At 32.6% G+C, this 21,924-nt stretch carries 21 protein-coding genes and 1 other RNA gene; 20 read left to right on the forward strand and 2 right to left on the reverse strand.

Annotated elements, in window-relative coordinates:
• The first annotated feature begins 141 nt into the window (after positions 1-141).
• The 16 genes from aroC to EL082_RS06475 all read left to right on the forward strand — a co-directional run bounded on the left by aroC (position 142) and on the right by EL082_RS06475 (position 16,676).
• A complete protein-coding gene (aroC, locus tag EL082_RS06400) occupies positions 142-1,308 on the forward strand; it encodes a chorismate synthase (RefSeq protein ID WP_015364988.1) in 1,167 nt (388 codons plus the stop codon).
• Between the two features lie 24 nt (positions 1,309-1,332).
• Complete coding sequence (gene aroB, locus EL082_RS06405) at positions 1,333-2,397, forward strand: 3-dehydroquinate synthase (RefSeq protein WP_002465790.1); 1,065 nt, start codon at positions 1,333-1,335, stop codon at positions 2,395-2,397.
• A gap of 11 nt (positions 2,398-2,408) precedes the next feature.
• Positions 2,409-3,710, forward strand: coding sequence for a 3-phosphoshikimate 1-carboxyvinyltransferase (aroA, locus tag EL082_RS06410; protein WP_015364989.1), 1,302 nt, complete (start codon positions 2,409-2,411; stop codon positions 3,708-3,710).
• A 2-nt stretch (positions 3,711-3,712) separates the two neighbouring features.
• Positions 3,713-4,957, forward strand: a complete 1,245-nt coding sequence (locus EL082_RS06415) for a tetratricopeptide repeat protein (RefSeq protein WP_015364990.1) — start codon at positions 3,713-3,715, stop codon at positions 4,955-4,957.
• A 15-nt stretch (positions 4,958-4,972) separates the two neighbouring features.
• Positions 4,973-5,548, forward strand: a complete 576-nt coding sequence (locus tag EL082_RS06420; protein WP_002466631.1) for a YpiB family protein — start codon at positions 4,973-4,975, stop codon at positions 5,546-5,548.
• A complete protein-coding gene (locus EL082_RS06425) occupies positions 5,538-6,134 on the forward strand; it encodes a DUF1405 domain-containing protein (protein ID WP_015364992.1) in 597 nt (198 codons plus the stop codon). Before EL082_RS06420 ends, EL082_RS06425 begins: the two co-directional genes overlap by 11 nt.
• A gap of 44 nt (positions 6,135-6,178) precedes the next feature.
• Positions 6,179-6,874, forward strand: coding sequence for a zinc metallopeptidase (locus EL082_RS06430; protein ID WP_002451145.1), 696 nt, complete (start codon positions 6,179-6,181; stop codon positions 6,872-6,874).
• A 167-nt stretch (positions 6,875-7,041) separates the two neighbouring features.
• Positions 7,042-7,359, forward strand: a complete 318-nt coding sequence (locus EL082_RS06435; protein WP_002466603.1) for a nucleotide pyrophosphohydrolase — start codon at positions 7,042-7,044, stop codon at positions 7,357-7,359.
• 35 nt (positions 7,360-7,394) lie between these two features.
• On the forward strand, positions 7,395-8,534 hold the full coding sequence (gene bshA / locus EL082_RS06440; protein ID WP_002466605.1) for an N-acetyl-alpha-D-glucosaminyl L-malate synthase BshA: 1,140 nt from the start codon (positions 7,395-7,397) through the stop codon (positions 8,532-8,534).
• Entirely contained in the window at positions 8,527-9,729 is a 1,203-nt protein-coding gene (locus tag EL082_RS06445) for a CCA tRNA nucleotidyltransferase (protein ID WP_019235916.1), read from the forward strand. Before bshA ends, EL082_RS06445 begins: the two co-directional genes overlap by 8 nt.
• Complete coding sequence (locus tag EL082_RS06450) at positions 9,716-10,687, forward strand: biotin--[acetyl-CoA-carboxylase] ligase (RefSeq protein WP_002466619.1); 972 nt, start codon at positions 9,716-9,718, stop codon at positions 10,685-10,687. The genes EL082_RS06445 and EL082_RS06450 overlap by 14 nt, the downstream gene beginning before the upstream one ends.
• Positions 10,688-10,711: 24 nt before the next feature.
• Complete coding sequence (locus EL082_RS06455) at positions 10,712-13,420, forward strand: helicase C-terminal domain-containing protein (protein ID WP_103286300.1); 2,709 nt, start codon at positions 10,712-10,714, stop codon at positions 13,418-13,420.
• Positions 13,421-13,585: 165 nt separating this feature from the next.
• Positions 13,586-14,878: an asparagine--tRNA ligase gene (asnS, locus tag EL082_RS06460; protein ID WP_002451151.1), complete on the forward strand. Its 1,293-nt coding sequence runs from the start codon at positions 13,586-13,588 to the stop codon at positions 14,876-14,878.
• A 130-nt stretch (positions 14,879-15,008) separates the two neighbouring features.
• A complete protein-coding gene (locus EL082_RS06465) occupies positions 15,009-15,695 on the forward strand; it encodes a DnaD domain-containing protein (RefSeq protein ID WP_002466615.1) in 687 nt (228 codons plus the stop codon).
• On the forward strand, positions 15,685-16,344 hold the full coding sequence (gene nth, locus EL082_RS06470) for an endonuclease III (RefSeq protein ID WP_002466632.1): 660 nt from the start codon (positions 15,685-15,687) through the stop codon (positions 16,342-16,344). Before EL082_RS06465 ends, nth begins: the two co-directional genes overlap by 11 nt.
• 5 nt (positions 16,345-16,349) lie before the next feature.
• On the forward strand, positions 16,350-16,676 hold the full coding sequence (locus tag EL082_RS06475) for a YpoC family protein (RefSeq protein WP_002466604.1): 327 nt from the start codon (positions 16,350-16,352) through the stop codon (positions 16,674-16,676).
• A gap of 127 nt (positions 16,677-16,803) precedes the next feature.
• On the opposite strand, the gene EL082_RS06480 is transcribed toward EL082_RS06475, so the two are convergent.
• Both EL082_RS06480 and recU read right to left on the reverse strand, forming a co-directional pair.
• Entirely contained in the window at positions 16,804-19,053 is a 2,250-nt protein-coding gene (locus EL082_RS06480) for a transglycosylase domain-containing protein (protein WP_002466606.1), read from the reverse strand.
• Positions 19,050-19,676, reverse strand: coding sequence for a Holliday junction resolvase RecU (recU, locus tag EL082_RS06485; protein WP_002466620.1), 627 nt, complete (start codon positions 19,674-19,676; stop codon positions 19,050-19,052). Before recU ends, EL082_RS06480 begins: the two co-directional genes overlap by 4 nt.
• 340 nt (positions 19,677-20,016) lie before the next feature.
• Between recU and EL082_RS06490 the strand changes: the two genes are divergently transcribed.
• From EL082_RS06490 to rnpB, 4 genes are all read left to right on the forward strand, one after another.
• Positions 20,017-20,349, forward strand: coding sequence for a DUF1798 family protein (locus EL082_RS06490; protein WP_002466611.1), 333 nt, complete (start codon positions 20,017-20,019; stop codon positions 20,347-20,349).
• Between the two features lie 11 nt (positions 20,350-20,360).
• Positions 20,361-20,927 (forward strand): SLOG family protein, encoded by a 567-nt coding sequence (locus EL082_RS06495; RefSeq protein ID WP_002466629.1) that lies wholly within the window; start codon positions 20,361-20,363, stop codon positions 20,925-20,927.
• A 10-nt stretch (positions 20,928-20,937) separates the two neighbouring features.
• Positions 20,938-21,279 carry a cell division regulator GpsB gene (gene gpsB, locus EL082_RS06500; RefSeq protein WP_002451159.1) on the forward strand — a complete coding sequence of 114 codons (342 nt, stop codon included), beginning with the start codon at positions 20,938-20,940 and terminating at the stop codon, positions 21,277-21,279.
• Between the two features lie 162 nt (positions 21,280-21,441).
• An RNA gene (gene rnpB, locus EL082_RS06505) (RNase P RNA component class B) lies at positions 21,442-21,821 on the forward strand.
• The last annotated feature ends 103 nt before the right edge of the window (positions 21,822-21,924 follow it).

The raw sequence follows: 21,924 nt of genomic DNA on the forward strand, positions 1-21,924 counted from the left end.
TCATAATTATGAGAAGTTCATTTTTTTAAAATCAATAAATATAGTGATCACTTGCTAAACTTATATTGATTTATTGATTATGATATGATTAAACCAATATAATAATTTATAAAAGAACTCAAGGGAAAGGAGTGTGCTTTGATGAGATATTTAACCTCTGGTGAATCACATGGCCCACAACTAACAGTAATTATTGAAGGTGTACCAGCTAATTTGGAAATTAAAGCTGAAGATATTAATAAAGAGATGTTTAAGAGACAAGGTGGCTACGGTAGAGGACGTCGTATGCAGATTGAAAAAGATGCTATTGAAATTGTTTCTGGTGTAAGAAATGGTTATACCTTAGGTAGTCCTATCACACTTGTCGTTACAAACGATGACTTTACACATTGGAGAAATATTATGGGTGTTGAGCCAATAAGCGATGAAGAAAGAGAAAATATGAAACGTACAATTACTAAACCTAGACCAGGTCATGCAGACCTTATTGGTGGTATGAAGTACAACCATCGTGATCTTCGTAATGTTTTAGAACGTTCATCAGCTAGAGAAACAGCTGCTCGTGTAGCTGTTGGCGCTGTGTCTAAAATTTTATTAGACCAATTAGATATCCATATCTATAGTCGTGTAGTAGAAATTGGTGGTATCAAAGACGAAGGTTTATATGATGTTGATACATTTAAATCTAATGTAGATAAAAACGACGTTCGAGTTATTAACGAAGATATCGCTCAACAAATGAGAGATAAAATAGATCAAGCTAAAAAAGATGGCGACTCAATTGGTGGCGTCGTTCAAGTTATGGCTGAAAACATGCCTGTAGGTATAGGTAGTTATGTCCATTACGATAGAAAATTAGATGGCCGTATTGCTCAAGGTGTTGTAAGTATCAATGCGTTTAAAGGTGTGAGTTTCGGTGAAGGTTTTAAAGCAGCTGAGAAACCTGGTAGTGAAATTCAAGATGAAATCATGTATAACGAAACACAAGGATACTACAGAGCATCAAATCATTTAGGTGGTTTTGAAGGTGGTATGTCTAATGGGATGCCAATTATTGTTAATGGTGTAATGAAACCAATACCAACTTTATATAAACCTTTAAACTCTGTAGATATCAATACTAAAGAAGATTTCAAAGCGACTATTGAAAGATCTGATAGTTGTGCTGTGCCAGCAGCAAGTGTTGTTTGTGAACATGTCGTTGCATTCGAACTTGCTAAAGCCCTACTAGAAGAATTTCAAGCCAATCATATCGACCAACTTAAAGCACAAATAACAGAACGCAGACAATTAAATATCGAATTCTAATTCGTATAATTCAGGTGATTAAATATGAAGTTAAACACAACATACGCTAACAATAACTATCCTATCATTGTAGAACATGGCGCGATCAATCAATTAAATGATATCAACAAATCATATGATCAATCATTTTTTATCATCGATGATACTGTTTATCATTTATTTAAGGACAAATTAGACCAATTAATCCAAACTAATCATGCTACTAAAATAATCATACCATCGGGTGAACAAACAAAGACATTTGCACATTTCCATGACATCATTGAATCCATACTCAGTTATCAAATTACACGTAACACGTCAATTGTAGCTATTGGTGGTGGTGCAACAGGAGATTTTGCTGGATTCGTTGCATCAAGTTTATTAAGAGGCGTTGCATTTATACAAGTACCGACGACCATTTTAGCTCACGATTCAAGTATCGGAGGTAAAGTAGGTATTAATTCGCAACATGGTAAAAATCTGATAGGTGCCTTTTATCGTCCTAGTGCCGTTTTATATGATTTAGACTTTTTATCAACGTTGCCTTATAGTGAAGTACTTAGTGGTTATGCGGAAGTTTATAAACATGCTTTGCTCAATGGTGAAGCAGATACTAGACAAATAGAACAGCATTTTTCAAATAAAGACGCTTTAGCCTCATTAAATGATATGGAAATATATATTTATAAAGGAATTGAAACGAAACTCAATATTGTAATTAATGATGAAAAAGAGCAAGGTGTTCGTAAATTTTTAAATTTAGGACATACCTTCGGACATGCTATTGAGTATAAATATAAAATACCACATGGGCATGCAGTAATGATTGGTATTGTATATCAGTTTATTGTAGCGAATCACTTATTAAAAACAAACTACGATATTAATCATTACTTAAATTATTTAGATGCTTTAGCATATCCAATCCATATCATTAAAGAACTTGATTTCGATGACATTTATCAATTTATGCTTTTAGATAAAAAGAACAATCATGATGGCATTCAGATGGTATTATTAAAATCTTTAGGTAATGCAGTCGTTCAACACGTTGATCAATCTACACATCTAGCTGCATTTAAAGAACTTCAATCAAAAATTAAGTAGGTGAATAAATGATGTCGACTGCAGAAACAATTCAAATTAATGGTCCTTTGCAAGGCGAAATAGAAGTCCCAGGGGATAAATCAATGACACATCGAGCGATTATGCTCGCTTCATTAGCCACAGGACAAACACAAATATACAAACCTTTACTTGGTGAAGATTGTAAACGAACAATGAATATTTTTAGACTTTTAGGTGTTTCAATTACCGAAGAAGAAGATAGATTAATTGTCGATTCACCTGGCTACCAACATTTTAAAACACCTCACCAAGTGCTCTATACAGGTAATTCAGGAACTACCACACGCTTATTAGCTGGTCTACTAAGCGGCATTGGTATTGAAAGTGTACTATCTGGTGATGTGTCTATTGGTAAAAGGCCTATGGATAGAGTGCTTAATCCTTTATTACAAATGAATGCAAATATTTGTGGTGTAGAGGGTAACTATACGCCACTCATTATTAAGCCTTCCGAAATCAAAGGAATGACTTATACAATGGAAGTAGCAAGCGCTCAAGTAAAAAGTGCTATTTTATTTGCAAGCATTTTTTCAAAGGAATCCTCGAGTATTACTGAAATTGATGTGAGTCGTAACCATACTGAAACGATGTTTAATCATTTTAATATCCCTATTACTGTAAATGGTAAAACGATTATCACAGAGCCTTTAGCAGTACAAGATATAAAACCACATGACTTCCATGTACCTGGAGATATTTCTTCAGCAGCCTTTTTCATCGTTGCAGCCTTAATAACTCCTGGAAGTGATGTTACAATTCATAATGTTGGCATTAACCCAACACGTTCCGGTATCATAGATATCGTTCAACAAATGGGTGGTCGTATTGAGTTAACTAATGTAACTGAAGAAGCTGAACCAACAGCGTCTATTAGAGTTCAATACACACCTAATTTAAAGCCAATACAAATTCATGGAGAACTAGTACCAAGAGCCATAGATGAATTACCAGTGATTGCATTATTATGTACACAAGCATCAGGTACAAGCGTTATTAAAGATGCTGAAGAGTTGAAGGTTAAAGAAACGAATCGTATCGATACAACAGCAGACATGCTAAATCAATTAGGTTTCGAATTACAACCTACAAATGATGGACTTATTATTCATCCGTCGGAATTTAAAACAAGTGTGACTGTAGATAGTCAAACTGATCATCGTATTGGTATGATGTTAGCTATTTCATCTTTATTAAGTTCTGAACCTTTAACGATTGAACAATTTGATGCAGTCAATGTTTCATTTCCAGGCTTCTTACCAAAACTAAAGCTTTTAGAAAATGAGGGAAAATAGTAATGGAAGATATCTACAAATTAATAGACGATATCAATTTACAAAAACTAACAAATTTAGATACACGTGTGAATGAAGTGCTTAGTTCTAATAACGATGACGCATTATTCATATTAGGTGAAACGCTATATAATTTTGGCTTAACACCTCAAGGTTTAGAAGTTTTCAGAACGTTATACCATAGATATCCTGATGAAAGTGAATTACTCATTTACTTTATTGAAGGATTAATGTCAGAGAATCAAACTGATGAAGCGTTAGAATATTTAAGTCAAGTTGAAGCATCTACTGAAAAACTAATGCTTGAAGCCGACTTATATCAACAAATAAACATGCTTGAAGTCGCAATCGATAAGATACAAGCAGCCATTCAGCTAGAACCAAACGATCCTATTTTACACTTTGCATTAGCAGAATTACTTTATTTTGATGGACAATATCTGCGTGCAACTACTGAATATGAGACTGTACTTGAAACAGGTGAATATGAAGTGAATGGTATCAATCTGTTCTCGAGACAAGCAGATTGTAGTTTACAAAGTGGGAACTATAGCGATGCGATTCGTTTATATGATGAAATTAATGAAACTGAGATGAATTCAGAAGATTATTTCAAAAAAGCAATTGCATATGAAAAAAATGATATAACGCAAGAAGCCATTAAGATTATGAAGTCATTATTATCTAAAGATCCTGACTTCTTACAGGGGTACTTCTACTTACAATCTTTATACGAAAACGAGAAAAATTATCCTGATGCCATTGAAATTGGTAAAGAGGGATTAAGACTTAGTCAATTTTATAAAGAACTAATGGTATCAACTGGTAGTTTAGAAATAGAACATGGCGATGCTAATGAAGGTGTTACTTTATTAAAACAAGCATTAGAAGTAGACAATGCTTATCATGAACCATTACTTATTTTAAGTGATTTATATAGAAGTGAAGAGGACTACGAAGCTATAATTGAATTATTAACTTATGTAGATGAAGAAGACCTAGATCCTGTATTTATGTGGCATTTAGCCTATGCATATGGGCAAGAAGAGAGAGACAAAGAAGCACAACATTTCTTTGAACTGGCTTATCCTACACTTAAATCACAATCTGAATTTTTAAGTGACTACTATTTCTATTTATTAGAAATTGGTCAAAAAGATCAAGCTAAATCAATACTAGACCAATTATTAGAAATGGATCCAAGTAATGAAACATGGCACGATGAAGCTATGAGATTACAGTCTTAAAAGGGTGATTAATAAATGAATAACTCCCTAACTAAAATGAAACAAAGCTTTATCGAATATCTTTTATTTCATTATGAATTTAAATCTCGAATTTCAGTTTGGGTATTAAATTATTTGAAAGCGAGTCCTAAAAAGCTACAATATATCCATTTTGTTGATGAAAGCATCAAACACCATCAAACTTTACAGATTGCAGAAGTAGATTCACATGCTTCTGCAATTCAATTTAATGATAGACATCAACAACTAGTTAATACGAATGCAATTTTCGAATTGATAGCTAATAACGAATTTTCATTTGATATTCAATTACATTTTTCACCTAAGGAACAACGTGAAAGCCGCTTAGATGATCTGATACTTGCACAATTAATTCATTCACCGAATTATTCATCTTATGTACAAGATTTATATGCCATTTCGATGAATGAACGTAAACAAGCAACATTAATCGAGCGCTTGCAAGATAATATTGATTTAAGTCTTCAAATGAAAGAACAAGAACGGTTTTATCAATTAACACAAATTCTGAACGTTCTAAAGTCTAAACAAATTAAAAACGATAACGGAGACTATAACGATGACAATTAAACAATATTGGGAAGTTTCATTGTATTATCGTCCATTTTTAATTTTTTTACTTATATGCAACGTATTAGGGACAATTTATGGTTACGATTGGTATAGTGGTCAACTCTATATCACTCCTACTTATTTTTTACCATTTGTACCTGATAGTCCAACCGCTTCATTATTTTTATCAATTGCGATTGGTTTATTATTATTTAATCGATCATCATCGATTATCGAAGCGCTTGCCTTTGTCACACTCGTAAAATATGGTGTTTGGGCAGTGATTATGAACATCATCATGTTTATGATTGATGGTGAGATAACTATAAATGGACTCATGCTCTTGTTATCTCATGGAATTATGGCACTTCAAGCCTTTTACTTTTATCCTCGTTTTAAAATTACGACAATAGGCTTTATCGTCTCTTTCATTTGGGTGTTAGTGAACGATTATATTGATTACGTAAAAATGCAATTTCCTTATTATAAGTTTATTGCTTCCCATGTTGTAGAAATTGGAGTATTATCTATTTGTCTAAGTATCATTTCACTAATTTTATATTTATATTTAGAACGTATCATTAAAGTTAAATCATTTGATTAAAGTGAATTTTTACAGTAGAATATGATTAAAGGAGAGTGAGTTTATTGTCTTTAATATCAATGATTATTTATTTTGTAATATTAATGGTCATCCCTATGTGGGCACAACATAAAGTTAAATCTAATTATGAAAAATACTCACAGGTTAGATCCACTAGTGGTAAAACTGGTCGTGAAGTAGCTGAAGAGATTTTACATGCAAACGGCATTTACGATGTCGATGTAGTTAAAGGTGATGGCTTCTTAACAGACCACTATGACCCAAACAAAAAAGTTGTTTGTTTATCTCCTGCAAACTACGATAGACCTTCTGTTGCTGGTACAGCTATTGCAGCCCACGAATGTGGACACGCAATACAACACCAACAAGGTTATGTTTTCTTAAGATTCAGATCAGCATTGGTACCTGTTGCAAACTTAGGTAGTTCACTAAGTTATATGGTTATTATGTTAGGTATCGTGTTAACTGCATTAGGCAGTGCATTCGGATCTACTGCATTATGGATTGGTGCAGGTTTAATGTCACTTGCTGTTTTATTCTCAATAGTGACATTACCAGTCGAATTCGACGCCAGTTCACGTGCAATGAAACAAATCACAGCATTGAATATCGTAAATGAGAAAGAGTACAAACACGCTAAGAAGGTATTATCAGCTGCAGCAATGACATATGTTGCATCTACTGCAGTAGCATTAGCCGAATTAGCTCGTATTATTTTAATCGCTAGATCAAGTGATTAAATCTATCAGACTTAAATTAAGACAGACCTAATGGTTGATATCGTCCAAATGATGATATCAACCATTTTTTGTTGAAAACAAACACTCACTTTGATTGCACTAAGAATGCATATCACTTTATTTTGATATATACTATATTAGAAATGCATTCAAAGGAGAGACGTTAATTGAAATCAATGACTCAAATGCAAAAAGAAGTAGATGATTATATTAGTCAATTTAAAGCAGGTTATTTTTCTCCATTAGCTAATCTTGCTAGACTAACAGAGGAAGTCGGAGAATTGTCTAGAGAAATCAATCATCAATACGGCGAAAAGAAAAAGAAAGATACAGAAGAAGAGAATACAATTAAAGCAGAATTAGGCGACAATTTATTTGTATTATTATGTATTGCCAATTCTCTAGATATCGATATGACAGAAAGCTTTAATGAAACAATGGACAAATTTAATACTCGAGATCATGATCGATTCGAAAGAAAATAAATCGTTAAAATTAATAGAGAAAGGATGGGTTATTGATGAAAATAGGTATTACTTGTTACCCGTCCATGGGTGGTTCAGGCATTATTGCTACAGAATTAGGCATAAAAATGGCAGAAAGAGGACACGAAGTCCATTTTATCACTTCCAATATACCATTTAGAATCCGCAAACCATTACCAAATATGATTTTCCATCAAGTCGAAGTGAATCAATATGCCGTTTTCCAATATCCACCATATGATATTACGTTAAGTACAAAAATTTCAGAGGTCATTAAAGAATATGATTTAGACATTCTACATATGCACTATGCTGTACCACATGCAATATGTGGTATTTTAGCGAAGCAAATGTCAGGTAAAGATATTAAAATAATGACGACCTTACATGGTACAGACATTACTGTACTCGGCTATGATCACTCATTAAAAGGTGCCATTAAATTTGGTATAGAAGAAAGTGATATCGTTACAAGTGTGAGTCATTCTTTAGCAGAACAAACAAAAGAAATTATTCATACTGATAAAGAAATTGTACCAATTTATAATTTTGTACGAGAAAATGAATTTCCAACACGACATGATGAAACCTTTAAAACTGACTATGGCATCTCACCCGATGAAAAGGTGCTCATACATGTTTCTAACTTTAGATCCGTCAAACGTATCGACACTATTATTGAAACGTTTGCCAAAGTACATGACAAAATACCTAGTAAATTAGTTCTCTTAGGTGATGGGCCTGAACTTATTGATATGCGTCAAAAAACTCGAGATTTAGGCGTTGAAGAACATGTACTATTTTTAGGCAAACAAGATAATGTGAGCGCATTTTATCAATTGTCAGATTTAGTACTCTTATTAAGCGAAAAAGAAAGTTTTGGTTTAACACTATTAGAAGCAATGAAAACAGGCGTCGTACCTATAGGGTCAAACGCCGGCGGTATTAAAGAAGTTATCAAACATGGTGAAACAGGCTATATTGTTGATGTAGGGGATAGCGATCAAGCATCACATTATGCCATTAAATTGTTACAAGATCGCAAACTTTATGAACAATTTCAGTCGCAAATGCTTTTAGACATTGAGCAACGTTTTGGTTCAGAACTAATTACTGATCAATATGAATATTATTATCGTAAAATGCTAAATAAAGGTGAGGACTTGCATGAGTAATGAACTATTTGAAAGAGCTAAACCAATTTTAAACCAAATACAACAACATGGATATCAAGCTTATTATGTTGGTGGTTCTGTTAGAGATTACTTAATGCAACGTCCAATCCATGATATAGATATCACTACGAGTGCTACGCCAGATGAAATCGAGTCAATTTTTGACCATACGATTCCAGTTGGTAAAGAGCATGGCACGATTAATGTAGTATACAATCGTGAGAACTACGAAGTAACTACGTTTCGTGCAGAAGAAGAATATATTGATCATCGACGACCTAGTGACGTACATTTTGTTCGAGATTTATATGAAGATGTACAACGTCGTGATTTTACCATTAATGCCATTGCAATGGATACAGATTATCAAACATTTGATTATTTTAGTGGCGAAGATGATATTAACAATGGCATTATCAGAACGGTCGGTCAACCTACTGAACGATTTGAAGAGGATGCACTACGCATATTACGAGGATTACGGTTTCAGTCACAACTTAATTTCAAAATTGAGTATCATACGTATAATGCTATGGCAAATCAAATGGAAGATATTAAATATTTATCAATTGAACGTATCATCGTTGAACTAAAAAAATTAATTTCTGGTCAAAATGTTGCAAAGAGCTATCATCATCTCATCGAATTAAAGGCGTTTAACTTTATACCTTATTTTCAAAATTTCGAAATGCATCAATTAAACATAGATGAACCAATACATTTCGATACATGGATTGCGTTAATTAATTCAAAATTTGATGAACAACAACCTTTGTCACCGCTTAAAATCAGTAATAAAGAGAAGTCACATATTAAACAACTCACGACTATCATTAATCAATTACCAACCATTAACACTAAAAAAGATTTAATAATGATGGTATATGATTTTGATATCAATGATATATTAACCGTAATCGAGCTCAGCACACTACTCTCTAAAAACCAATTTGAGACACCCAATCCACTGATAATTAATCCACAAACCATTATGGAAAGTTATCATCAATTACCAATTAATGAAAGACAACAACTTGCTGTTAATGGTAGTGATTTAATGCAATATTTAAATCAACGAGGTGGACCTTGGGTAAAAGATGTTTTGCGACAAATAGAATGTGCAGTGGTAACGAAACAAGTTATTAACTCACACGATGAAATAATGAAATGGGTGGATAATCATGTCGAAATATAGTCAAGATGTCGTCAGAATGTTATATGAACATCAACCTGAATACATTTCAGGTCAATACATTGCAGATCAATTAAATATTTCAAGAGCAGCAGTTAAAAAAGTTATTGATCAATTAAAAATGAATGGATGTCATATTGAATCGATTAATCATAAAGGGCATTTACTGAAACAATTACCTGATCAATGGTACAGTGGCATTGTTAATCCAATTATTGAGCAACGTCACATTTTTGACTATGTTGACGTTATGAGTACAGTTGATTCAACTCAACTCAAAGCAAAGCAAGCACTAGTTGGGAACCAGGATTCATTTATTATTTTAAGCGATGAACAAACGAAAGGGCGTGGACGTTTCAATAGATATTGGCGTTCTACTAAAGGAAAAGGCCTTTGGATGTCCGTTGTTTTACGTCCTGATGTACCATACGCAATGATTCCTAAATTTAATTTGTTTATGGCATTAGGCATTAGAGATGCGATACAACAATTTTCTAAAGATGAGGTCACCATTAAATGGCCAAACGATATATACATAGATGGAAAAAAGGTATGTGGCTTTTTAACTGAAATGGTTGCCAATTATGATGCTATTGAAGCAATCATATGTGGTATAGGCATTAATATGAATCATGATCCGTCTGATTTTGATGAAGAGATTCAACATAGCGCAACCAGTATACGTATTCATGCTGAAAACGACTTTAATAGATATGAATTTCTAGATGTATTAACACAAAATATTGAACGCCGCTATCAACAATTTTTAACTGTTCCATTTGAAGAGATTAGAGAAGAGTATATTGATGCAACAAATATGTGGAATAAACAATTACGTTTTACTGAAAATGATAAACAATTTATTGGTGAAGCGATAGATATTGATCATGATGGATTTTTAATGGTAAAAGATGATGAAGGGCAACTTAGAAGGTTAATCAGTGCAGATATAGAATTATAACAAAGTTAACTAGGAGAGATAGCTATGGGAATAGCAACATATGCAGTTGTTGATTTGGAAACAACAGGTAATCAACTAGATTATGATGATATTATCCAAATCGGCATTACATTCGTTCGACAAAATAAAATAATAGGCACGTATCATTCAATGATTCGAACTGATTTGGATATACCACCGTTTATTCAAGCACTCACTTCTATAGAAGAGACAATGCTAGAACAAGCGCCGTATTTCAAAGAGATTGCCCAAGATATCTATCAACAATTGCAAGATTGTGTATTTGTTGCACATAATGTCGCATTTGATTTGAACTTCATTAAAAAAGCGTTTAAAAATTGTAATATCAAATACCGTCCAAAACGTGTGATGGATACGTTAGAGCTATTTAAAATTGCATTCCCAACAGATAAAAGCTATCAGCTTAGTGAATTAGCTGAGGCACATGATATTCCTTTAAACAATGCACATAGAGCCGATGAAGATGCGACTACAACAGCACATTTGATGATAAAAGCCTTTGAAAAGTTCGAACAATTGCCATTAGATACCTTAAAACAATTGTATTATTTAAGTAAGGACTTAAAATATGATTTATATCACATTTTATTTGAAATGGTACGCCAACATGATAACGCTACGTTAGATAGTCAATATGGCCAATTCGAACAAATCATCTATAAAAAGCAGGTTGATCTAAAAGGACCAGTTACAGAATTTAATGGAACGCTAAAAACACTATATAAAAAAGCAACAAAACAATTAGGCTTAACCTATCGACCACAACAACTTTATTTGTCAGAAATCATATTAGAACAACTCATGCATAGTGAAAAAGCGATGATTGAAGCACCGCTTGGAAGTGGAAAGTCATTAGCATATCTATTAGCGGCGTTAATGTATAATATCGAAACTGGTAGACATGTAATGATTTCAACTAATACCAAATTGTTACAAAGTCAATTATTAGAAAAAGATATTCCAGCACTTAATCAAGCACTTGATTTTAAAGTCAATGCAACATTAATTAAAAGCAAAAATGACTATATCTCTTTAGGACTAATCAGCCAAATCTTAAAAGAAGAAACAAATAATTACGAAGTTAGCATTCTTAAAATGCAATTATTAATATGGATAACAGAAACACACACAGGTGATATTCAAGAATTGAATTTAAAAGGCGGACAGAAAATGTATTTCGATCAGAAGATTGAGACTTATGTGCCAGTCCGTCATGATATCCATTACTATAATTATCTCAAACGTAATGCGCAAAATATCCAAATAGGTATTACCAATCATGCACATCTAATTCATTCGGATGCTGAAAATTCTATTTATCAAATGTTTGATGATTGTATTATTGATGAAGCACATCGATTACCAGATTATGCACTTAATCAAGTAACCAATGAGTTAAATTATGCAGATATTAAATATCAGTTAGGTTTGATAGGTAAAAACGAAAATGAAAAACTTTTAAAAGCCATCGATCATTTAGAACAACAACGTATTTTAGAGAAACTAGACATTGCACCTATCGATGTTTTTGGTTTGAAATCTAATATTAATGACATACATGAACTCAATGAGCATTTATTTGACGATATATATGACATTATTCAAAACTCAGACGTGTATGATGATGATATTCATAAATATCATTATGTTTATGAATTTGAAAATGACCCAATTCTGAAGGACTTACATCTTTTAATAAACAAACTTAATAAAACATTAGAAGTCTTTAATGGAATGAGTCATAAGACGATTAAAACCATGCGTAAACAACTACTATATCTAAAAGAATGCTTTAGACAAATTGAACAAAGTCTAAAAAATCAACATACAAGCTTTATATCAATTAAAAATTTAAGTCAGAAGTCTACAATTCGTTTATTTGTTAAAGATTATGCTGTTAAAGATATTTTGACACAACAGGTTTTAGACAAATTTAATGCTTTAACCTTTATATCAGGTACATTAACATTTAATCATTCATTCGATTCCTTTAAAAACTGGTTCAATAAGGATGTACAATTTAATACGTACGACGTCACTACATCTGTTCAAAACACTAAAAATACAAATGTTTTTATCCCTTCAGATGTAGCACCATACAATTATAAAAATATTGATGATTATGTCGCATCTATTGTCAATTATGTTATTGAATATACCAATACTACGGAATCTAAATGTCTCATATTATTTACCAGCTATAAAATGATGCATATGGTTCAAGACATGTTAAATGAATTACCGGAATTTGAAGATTATGTGATCCTAACACAGCAACAAAACCAAAATTACAAGATTGTTCAACAATTTAATCACTTCGATAAATCTATTTTATTGGGCACATCTACGTTCTTTGAAGGGTTTGACTTCCAAGCGAATGGTATCAAATGTGTCATGATTGCTAAATTGCCATTTATGAATAAAAACAATGCAAAATATTGGCTAATGGATTCAGAGTTTGAATCTACTTTCAAAGATTATGTATTACCTGATGCTGTTACCCGATTTAGACAAGGATTAGGCCGTTTAATAAGACATGAAAATGATAAAGGCTTAATTGTGTCATTTGATGACCGCTTAGTTAATAGTAATTATAAAAGTTTTTTTGAACAAACATTAGAAAATTATCGACAGAAAAAAGGTGATTTGAATCAATTTAGTAAATTATTGAAACAAATCCAAAAGTCAGTTGATAAAGATATAAGTAAATAATAAAAGTGGTAATCACGATTCAACGTGATTACCACTTTTAAATTCATATCATATTTAAATCGTGAGTATATGCACATACTTTTAATTCAAGTTCTAGAAGTTAACTACATATTTTGTTAAAATAAACAGGTATTGAAAAAAAGATAAAAAAATAGGAGACTAGTTATGAAAACAACGATTAAACAAGCAAAACAACATCTTAACCAAGAAGTGACAATCGGTGCTTGGTTAACTAACAAACGTTCTAGTGGTAAAATTGCGTTTTTACAATTACGTGATGGAACTGGATTTATGCAAGGTGTCGTAGTTAAATCTGAAGTAGACGAAGACGTTTTTAACTTATCTAAAGAGATTACACAAGAGTCTTCTTTATATGTAACAGGTACGATCACAGAGGATAATCGTTCAGACTTAGGTTATGAAATGCAAGTTAAATCGATTGAAGTCATTCATGAAGCACATGATTATCCAATCACACCAAAGAATCATGGTACAGAGTTCTTAATGGATCATCGTCACTTATGGTTACGTTCTAAAAAGCAACATGCAGTGATGAAAATTAGAAATGAAATCATTAGAGCAACATATGAATTCTTTAATGAAAATGGTTTTACAAAAATTGATCCACCTATTTTAACAGCGAGTGCACCAGAAGGTACAAGTGAATTATTCCATACAAAATATTTTGATGAAGATGCCTTCTTATCACAAAGTGGACAATTATATATGGAAGCTGCAGCAATGGCACATGGCCGTGTATTTTCATTTGGACCGACATTCCGAGCTGAAAAATCAAAAACAAGACGTCATTTAATTGAATTCTGGATGATTGAACCAGAAATGGCGTTTACTGAACATGCAGAAAGCTTAGAAGTACAAGAACAATATGTAGCACATGTTGTTCAATCAGTTCTAAAAAATTGTCAATTAGAGCTTAAAGCATTAGATCGTGACACTTCTAAATTAGAAAAAGTAGCAGCACCATTCCCAAGAATTACGTATGATGATGCTGTTAAGTTTTTAAAAGAAGAAGGTTTCGACGACATAGAGTGGGGCGAAGATTTCGGAGCACCACATGAAACAGCCATCGCAAATCATTATGATTTACCAGTATTTATTACAAATTATCCAACTAAAATTAAGCCGTTCTATATGCAACCAAATCCAGATAATGAAGATACTGTATTATGTGCTGATTTAATCGCACCTGAAGGTTACGGTGAAATTATTGGTGGTTCAGAACGTATTAATGATTTAGAGTTATTAGAACAACGTATTAATGAACACGAATTAGATCCTGAAGCTTATAGTTATTACCTAGATTTACGTCGCTACGGTAGCGTGCCTCACAGTGGTTTTGGTCTTGGATTAGAACGAACTGTTGCTTGGATCTCTGGTGTAGAACACGTGCGAGAAACATCACCATTCCCACGTTTATTAAATCGTTTATACCCATAACATTGAATGAATTCAATTTAGATAGATACTACACTTACTAAGCCTGGGACATAGCATCATGTCACAGGCTAGATTTTTATATTAGTTATAGCTTTTTTTCTTTATTACATATAATGATGGGAGGGGTAAGATGGATAAATTTCAATTAAAAACAAGACCTGTCGTTATTCGCCGAGAATTGCTTGATCATTACAGTGAATTAGGATTAGATGAACAAGACTTAATTATATTAATCAAGCTTATCTATGCATCTGAAACGTCAAACAAGCAACCATCGATTGAATTATTACAAAAAGGGTCTAATATGCAACCACGTGAAGTAACAGCTGTTATCCAAAATTTAATTCAACGTGAGCTATTAGAATTGAATGTTAATAAAGATGAAGAAGGACGCTTCACTGAATATATGAATTTAGATCCTTTTTATGAGAAGTTAAGTCAATTACTCAAAAAAGAAACAATAGATACCAATGTACAAAGTGATAAAGAAAAGTTTAAAACTTTATTCCAAATGATTGAGCAAACGTTTGCGAGACCTTTATCACCATATGAAATTGAAACATTAAATCAATGGATCGACGTTGATCAACACGATATTGATATTATTCAAGCAGCACTAGATGAAGCTAATAGTCAGAACAAGTTGAGCTTTAAGTACATGGATCGCATATTATTAAATTGGAAGAAGAATAATGTTAAAACTATCGATGATTCAAAAGAAATTCGTAAACAATTTAATAAACCTAAGATGAAACATACAGTTAAAAAGGTGCCTAAATTCGATTGGTTAAATGGAGAGAAATCAGATGATAAGTAAGAAAAAAGCATTAGAAATGATCGATGTCATAGCAGATATGTTCCCAGATGCAGAATGCGAGCTGAGACATGACAATGCATTCGAACTCACAATTGCTGTGCTTTTATCAGCACAATGTACGGATATATTAGTCAATAAAGTAACTAAATCATTGTTTGCCAAATATAAAACACCCGAAGACTATTTGAATGTCAGTGATGAAGAATTACAAAGCGATATTAAATCGATAGGCTTATATAGAAATAAAGCTAAAAATATTAAAAAATTATGTCAATCATTATTAGACAAGTTTGATGGTGAAATTCCACAAACACATCAAGAATTAGAAAGTCTAGCAGGTGTAGGTCGTAAAACTGCGAATGTTGTAATGAGTGTTGCATTTAATGAGCCTTCACTCGCTGTAGATACGCATGTAGAACGGGTATCTAAACGATTAGGTATTAATCGTTGGAAAGATAATGTGAGACAAGTAGAAGATAGACTTTGCTCTGTTATACCTAAAGAACGATGGAACAAAAGTCACCATCAACTCATTTTCTTCGGAAGATATCATTGCTTAGCTCGTAAGCCTAAATGCGATATTTGTCCTTTATTCAATGATTGCAGAGAAGGTCAGAAACGATATAAAGCAAGTTTGAAAGAAGCGTGAAATAAATGATTGAAAAACAAGATTTTGAGGATTTAGAACAACAACTTGATACATTAGCAAGTCAAAAAAAGTTAAATTCATCAGAAGCTAAACCTTTACTTGATCATTATTTTGAATTGATTATAGATTATTTTAAACAAATTAATGAGATTAGTGATTTTGACTTAACTTTATTAGATAACTATCCAGTCGTGCCAATGAACTTTTCAGAGCGTTATCAATATATGCAAGCTCGAAAATATCATTTTATGGGATATAGACAAATGAAAACATTAAAATCAGAACTCATTAAAATGAATGCCTCATATCAAATTCGAAAAAAGAGAAAATAAATAGTTAGAAATAGTTTATAAAAACTCGCTAATCAGACATATCTGTTATTAGCGAGTTTATTTTTGTATACTGGAACATAAAAAAAGCACAAACCTTGTTGTAAGGTTTGTGCTTTTCGTCTATGCGTTATGATACTTTATTGTTAAATATCGCATTGAAACTAAATAGACGAGTTAAGGCATTGCCACTTTGTTGTTGTGAGCTAGTACCTTGTTGTTGTGAACTGCCATTTGAACTGTTTGATGAACCATTAGAACCGTTTGTGTTACTACTGTTAGATGATGACGAATCACTGTCGCCATGTGTACTCTTATTAGTAGTATCGTTGTCAGGGTGACCACTAACAGATAATGATTCTGGATCGCTACCTTCAACTGAGCTTGGTTTTTCAAAGTCTTTACCATCTCTAGAAGAAATGTCTGACATAACGTCTTCGAATAGGTATTGTGGATATTCTTGTTCTGAATGTCCAACGAATGAGTTAGTACCGTATTCTTTAACTTTGTTGAAGCCCATCCACACTGACATAGTGTATTGAGGTGAGAATCCGTTAATCCAAACGTCTTTGGCTGCATTATCAGGTAAGTTATATTGACTGTAAATTTCAGCACCATAAGTACCTGTACCTGTTTTAGCACCCATGTTAACGCCAGATACACCGTGTCCATAAGCAGAACCGTAAGCTTTGAAAGTACCTTTAAGCATTTCAGCTAACATGTATGCTGTAGAATCTTTCATTGCTTTATGGCTTGTATGATCATATTCAATCGTATCGCCATCATGAGTGACAACTTTTTGAATTGAATGTGCATTGTTATACGTACCGCCATTAGCAATTGCAGCAAACGCTGATGCTAATTGAGTAGGTGAGAATTCAGATGAAGAACCACCTAATACTTCAGAAGGTCCAATTTTACCATCGTAATCTAAACCAACTTTAGATGCGAATTTCTTAGGCGCATCATTACCGGCACTTTCTTTTGTTTGTTGCCATGCTTTTAAGGCTGGAATATTGAAACTTTGACGTAAAGCATCATAGATGTTTACTGTACCATGACTCTTAGTATCATAGTTTCGGAATGTAGATCCGTCGACTTGATATGAAGATTCATCTTGAAGTGCATGGTTTGTTGCCCAATGCATGTTTTCAATAGCTGGACCATAAGCTAAGAATGGTTTTAGTGATGAACCAGTAGGGTGAGCATCTGTAGCTTGGTTTCTGTCAACAACGTCTTTATAATTACGTCCACCAGAAATGGCTACTAAACCACCAGTTTTACTATCTAAGATAGTTGCACCAACTTGTTGGTCATCATTTTTGTAGAAGCTACCATTATTAATCTTATCTTGAAGCGTTTGTTGAACGTCTTTATCCATATTAGTATAGATTTTGATACCGCTTTGAAGAACGTTACCTAAGTTTTCATCTTTGAAGTGTTTGTTATTCATTAATTCTGATTTAACAAAGTTCACATAAGATGCTAATTCAGGATCTTTTTCTTCAGTCGTATTTTGACGTTCTTTATCAGTTCTTTGAACTAAATTAGCTTTAAGATCGATTTTCTTAGCTTTTGCATATTCTTTGTCGCTAATTCTGTGATGCATATGCATTAAGTATAGCACTGTATCTTTACGACTCTCAGCTTCTTTAGGATGATCATAAATATTATAATTATTAGGTACTTGTGGTAAACCAGCTAAGTAAGCTTCTTCAGCTAAGTTTAAGTCTTTAAGGTCTTTATTAAAGTAGTACTTAGCAGCCGCTTTAACACCAGTTACACCATCAGAGTAGTAAATCTTATTCAAGTAAACTTGGAAGATTTCATCTTTACTATACTCTTGCTCTAATCGGTAAGAAAGGTAAGCTTCTTGCGCTTTACGACCGATAGATTTTTGTTGAGACAAGAATGCATCTTTAACAACTTGTTGCGTTAAAGTTGAAGCACCTTGTGCACCAAATCCACCAGTTAAGTTTTTCCCAACTGCACCGAACAGACGTTTATAGTCTAAAGCACCGTGATCATAGAAGCGATTATCTTCAGTAGCTAATACGGCATCTTTCATACCTTGAGGTACATCTTTGAGATTGACATGTTCATGACGTTGACCATAATCTAACGTCTTGACTAAGTCACCATTTTTATCATAAATCTTAGCAGGAATTGGATCCTCTAACTTAGATTCTGTAAAAGCAGGTGCTTTCCATGCATAATATGCAAATAGTAAGATACCGAGCAACAATAGAACAATAAAGGCAATAAACATAAAGCCAATAATCTTAATAATCGTTCTCTTCACATTTCTATTCTTTTTTTCGTCGGACTTCCCATTATTGCCATTATTTTTAGGCTGAGAAGACCCTTTGTTTTCCGTCATACGCGGTCCTCACTTTCATCTAATATCAACTTATCAACTGCTTTGAGGTAATTCAATCTAGGTTGATACTGATAAGGAATATGGTAACCATTTTTTCGTATTTCATCAACTGTTATTGATTTTTTAATATCCTTTTGATATCTATTCCAAAAGAATTCAAATTTAGAATAAGGTAATAGATATACTTCATCAAGTGATTTAAATCTTATCATTAAAAAAACAATACCGTGTTGTTGGTATGTGTTTCTCATATGATCCACTTGATGATCATGAATATTATTCAAAGGGAAGGATGTTTTATTCTTCGTTTCCTTTGCTTCAAAATCAATATAATAGCCATTATAGACACCATTATAATCAGTTGTTGAAGGCGTACGAAAATAAGCTTCATTTATCACAGCTTTACTCCGTTTGGGATAATGAACATTCACTATCTGAACAGGAGTAGGTTTCTTGTGAATGACTGCGATGCCACGTTTTAAATAAAAAGCATTAGAATGCTCAATATCTTTTTCAAGTGACATACCTCGTCCGCCATACTCAATACTACTTGAATTTGACGTCGATTTGCGTCCGTCCAAAGACTTATTTTCTTTGTATGGTTGACCATTAGGATAATTCATATATTTCACCACACAAGCTTGGTAGTAAACTGCAATTATTATACACAACAATTTACGATTTACCAAACTTTTATAAAATTAATGTATATTTAACTAACCAAAAATACATCAAACCTTATTTTAACGTGCTTTCATCAAATAAACAATAAAAACAATCACATTTATCTTCACGTATATATACTATTTTTCTACCATTTTAATGATGTGACATTAATGAGTTAATGCGAAAAACATAAAAAAATATATTTTGATAGTATATTATGTCTAGTACTTATTGTATAACCCTATGTATGACGCTTTAAAAACATTATGGTAAATTAGTAATGTAGGAGGCAATTGAATGCTAGATACTATTCGACAGTTAATAGAAGAAGTCAATTATATGAATGACACTTACGAACAAGTTAGAAAACATGACGAAGATAAAGACTTCCACAAAGTAGTTGAACCTTATGTCCGTCATATAGATTCTCAATTAAAACAATTAAAAACATATGAACAATCACTGATTGATACGACTTATATGAATAAACCAAAACTAGATTTATTAATTAAAAATATTGAAGAACTTTCCGTTGAATGCCATTTTAAACGAACAAGTAGAAAACTTTTCACTGAAAAAATAAAAGCGGTACAATATGATTTGAACAATATTTTAAATAAACATGTTTAAAGAGGGAAATTATGGTTAAAACTGTTTATATCACAGGGTATAAATCTTATGAATTAAATATTTTTAAAGATGATGCACCTGAAGTTTACTATTTAAAAGAATTTATTAAACATAAAATTGAACAATTATTAGATGAAGGATTAGAATGGGTTTTAATTCAAGGTCAGATGGGAATTGAATTATGGTCAGCAGAAGTTGTGATTGAATTAAAAGAAACATATCCTGAGCTTAAACTAGGTGTTATTACACCCTTTGAAGGTCATACAACAAAATGGAACGAACAAAATCAAACGAAATACATAAATATTATTAATCATGCAGATTTCATAGAAAGTGTATTTCATTCAGAGTATCAAGGACCATTCCAATTCAAACAAGCTGACCAATTTATGTTAGACCATACTGATCAAACTTTATTAATATATGATGAGGAACAAGAGGCTAGCCCTAAATTCTTCAAATCGATGTTAGTTGATTTTATGGAAAAAACAAACTATACTTGTGATATTGTGACGTTTGATGAACTCACTGAATTCATCAACGACTTGCAGTGGTCTCAAGATCAAAGTTTCGAATGAGGTGGAAAAAATGTCAGATGTTTCATTAAAATTATCAGCGAAAGATATTTATGAAAAAGATTTTGAAAAAACTATGGCTCGTGGCTATAGAAGAGAAGAAGTAGATGCTTTTTTAGATGATATTATTACAGATTATCAAAAAATGGCAGACATGAATAACGAAGTTGTAAAACTTTCAGAAGAAAACCACAAACTGAAAAAAGAACTTGAAGAATTAAGATTACGCGTAGCGACAACTAGACCACAAGAGAATAAAAACTTTTCTTCAAATGGTTCTAACAATGCATCATCAAATAATGTTGATATTTTAAAACGTATTTCTAATTTAGAAAAAGCAGTATTTGGGAAATAATAAATGAAAAGGTTGAGACAATCCGTGTGATATATGCCAATGAGTTATATCGCAAAACTTATAAGTCTTGTGACACATATACTTTTTATTAATGAAGGTGATGTCATCTTACTTGAAAAAGCTTTGTCTCAACCTTTTTTTATGTTATACTCTCAAAGGTGATATTTTGGGTAATCGCTATAGTGATATAGAGGAAAGTCCATGCTCACACAGTCTGAGATGGCTGTAGTGTTCGTGCTTGATGAAACAATAAATCAAGGCATTAATTTGACGGCAATGAAATAACCTAAGTCTAAGGATACGGTTAGAATAGTTTGAAAGTGCCACAGTGACGTAGCTTTTATAGAAATATAAAAGGTGGAACGCGGTAAACCCCTCGAGTGAGCAATCCAAATTAGGTAGGAGCACTTGTTTAGCGGAATTCAACGTATAAACGAGACACATGCATATATTTGTTATGTGTAGACAGATGGTTACCACCAACGTACCAGTGTAACTAGTGCACGTGATGAGTACAATGGAACAGAACATGGCTTACAGAAATATCACCACTAGTTTAGCTCTCCCATTAAACGGAGAGCTTTTTTAATGTCAATAAACATTATTCATTTATATATATGATTAAATTTTAAATCTAACTCTGTT

It is taken from the genome of Staphylococcus warneri, from assembly GCF_900636385.1.
Classification (GTDB): domain Bacteria; phylum Bacillota; class Bacilli; order Staphylococcales; family Staphylococcaceae; genus Staphylococcus; species Staphylococcus warneri.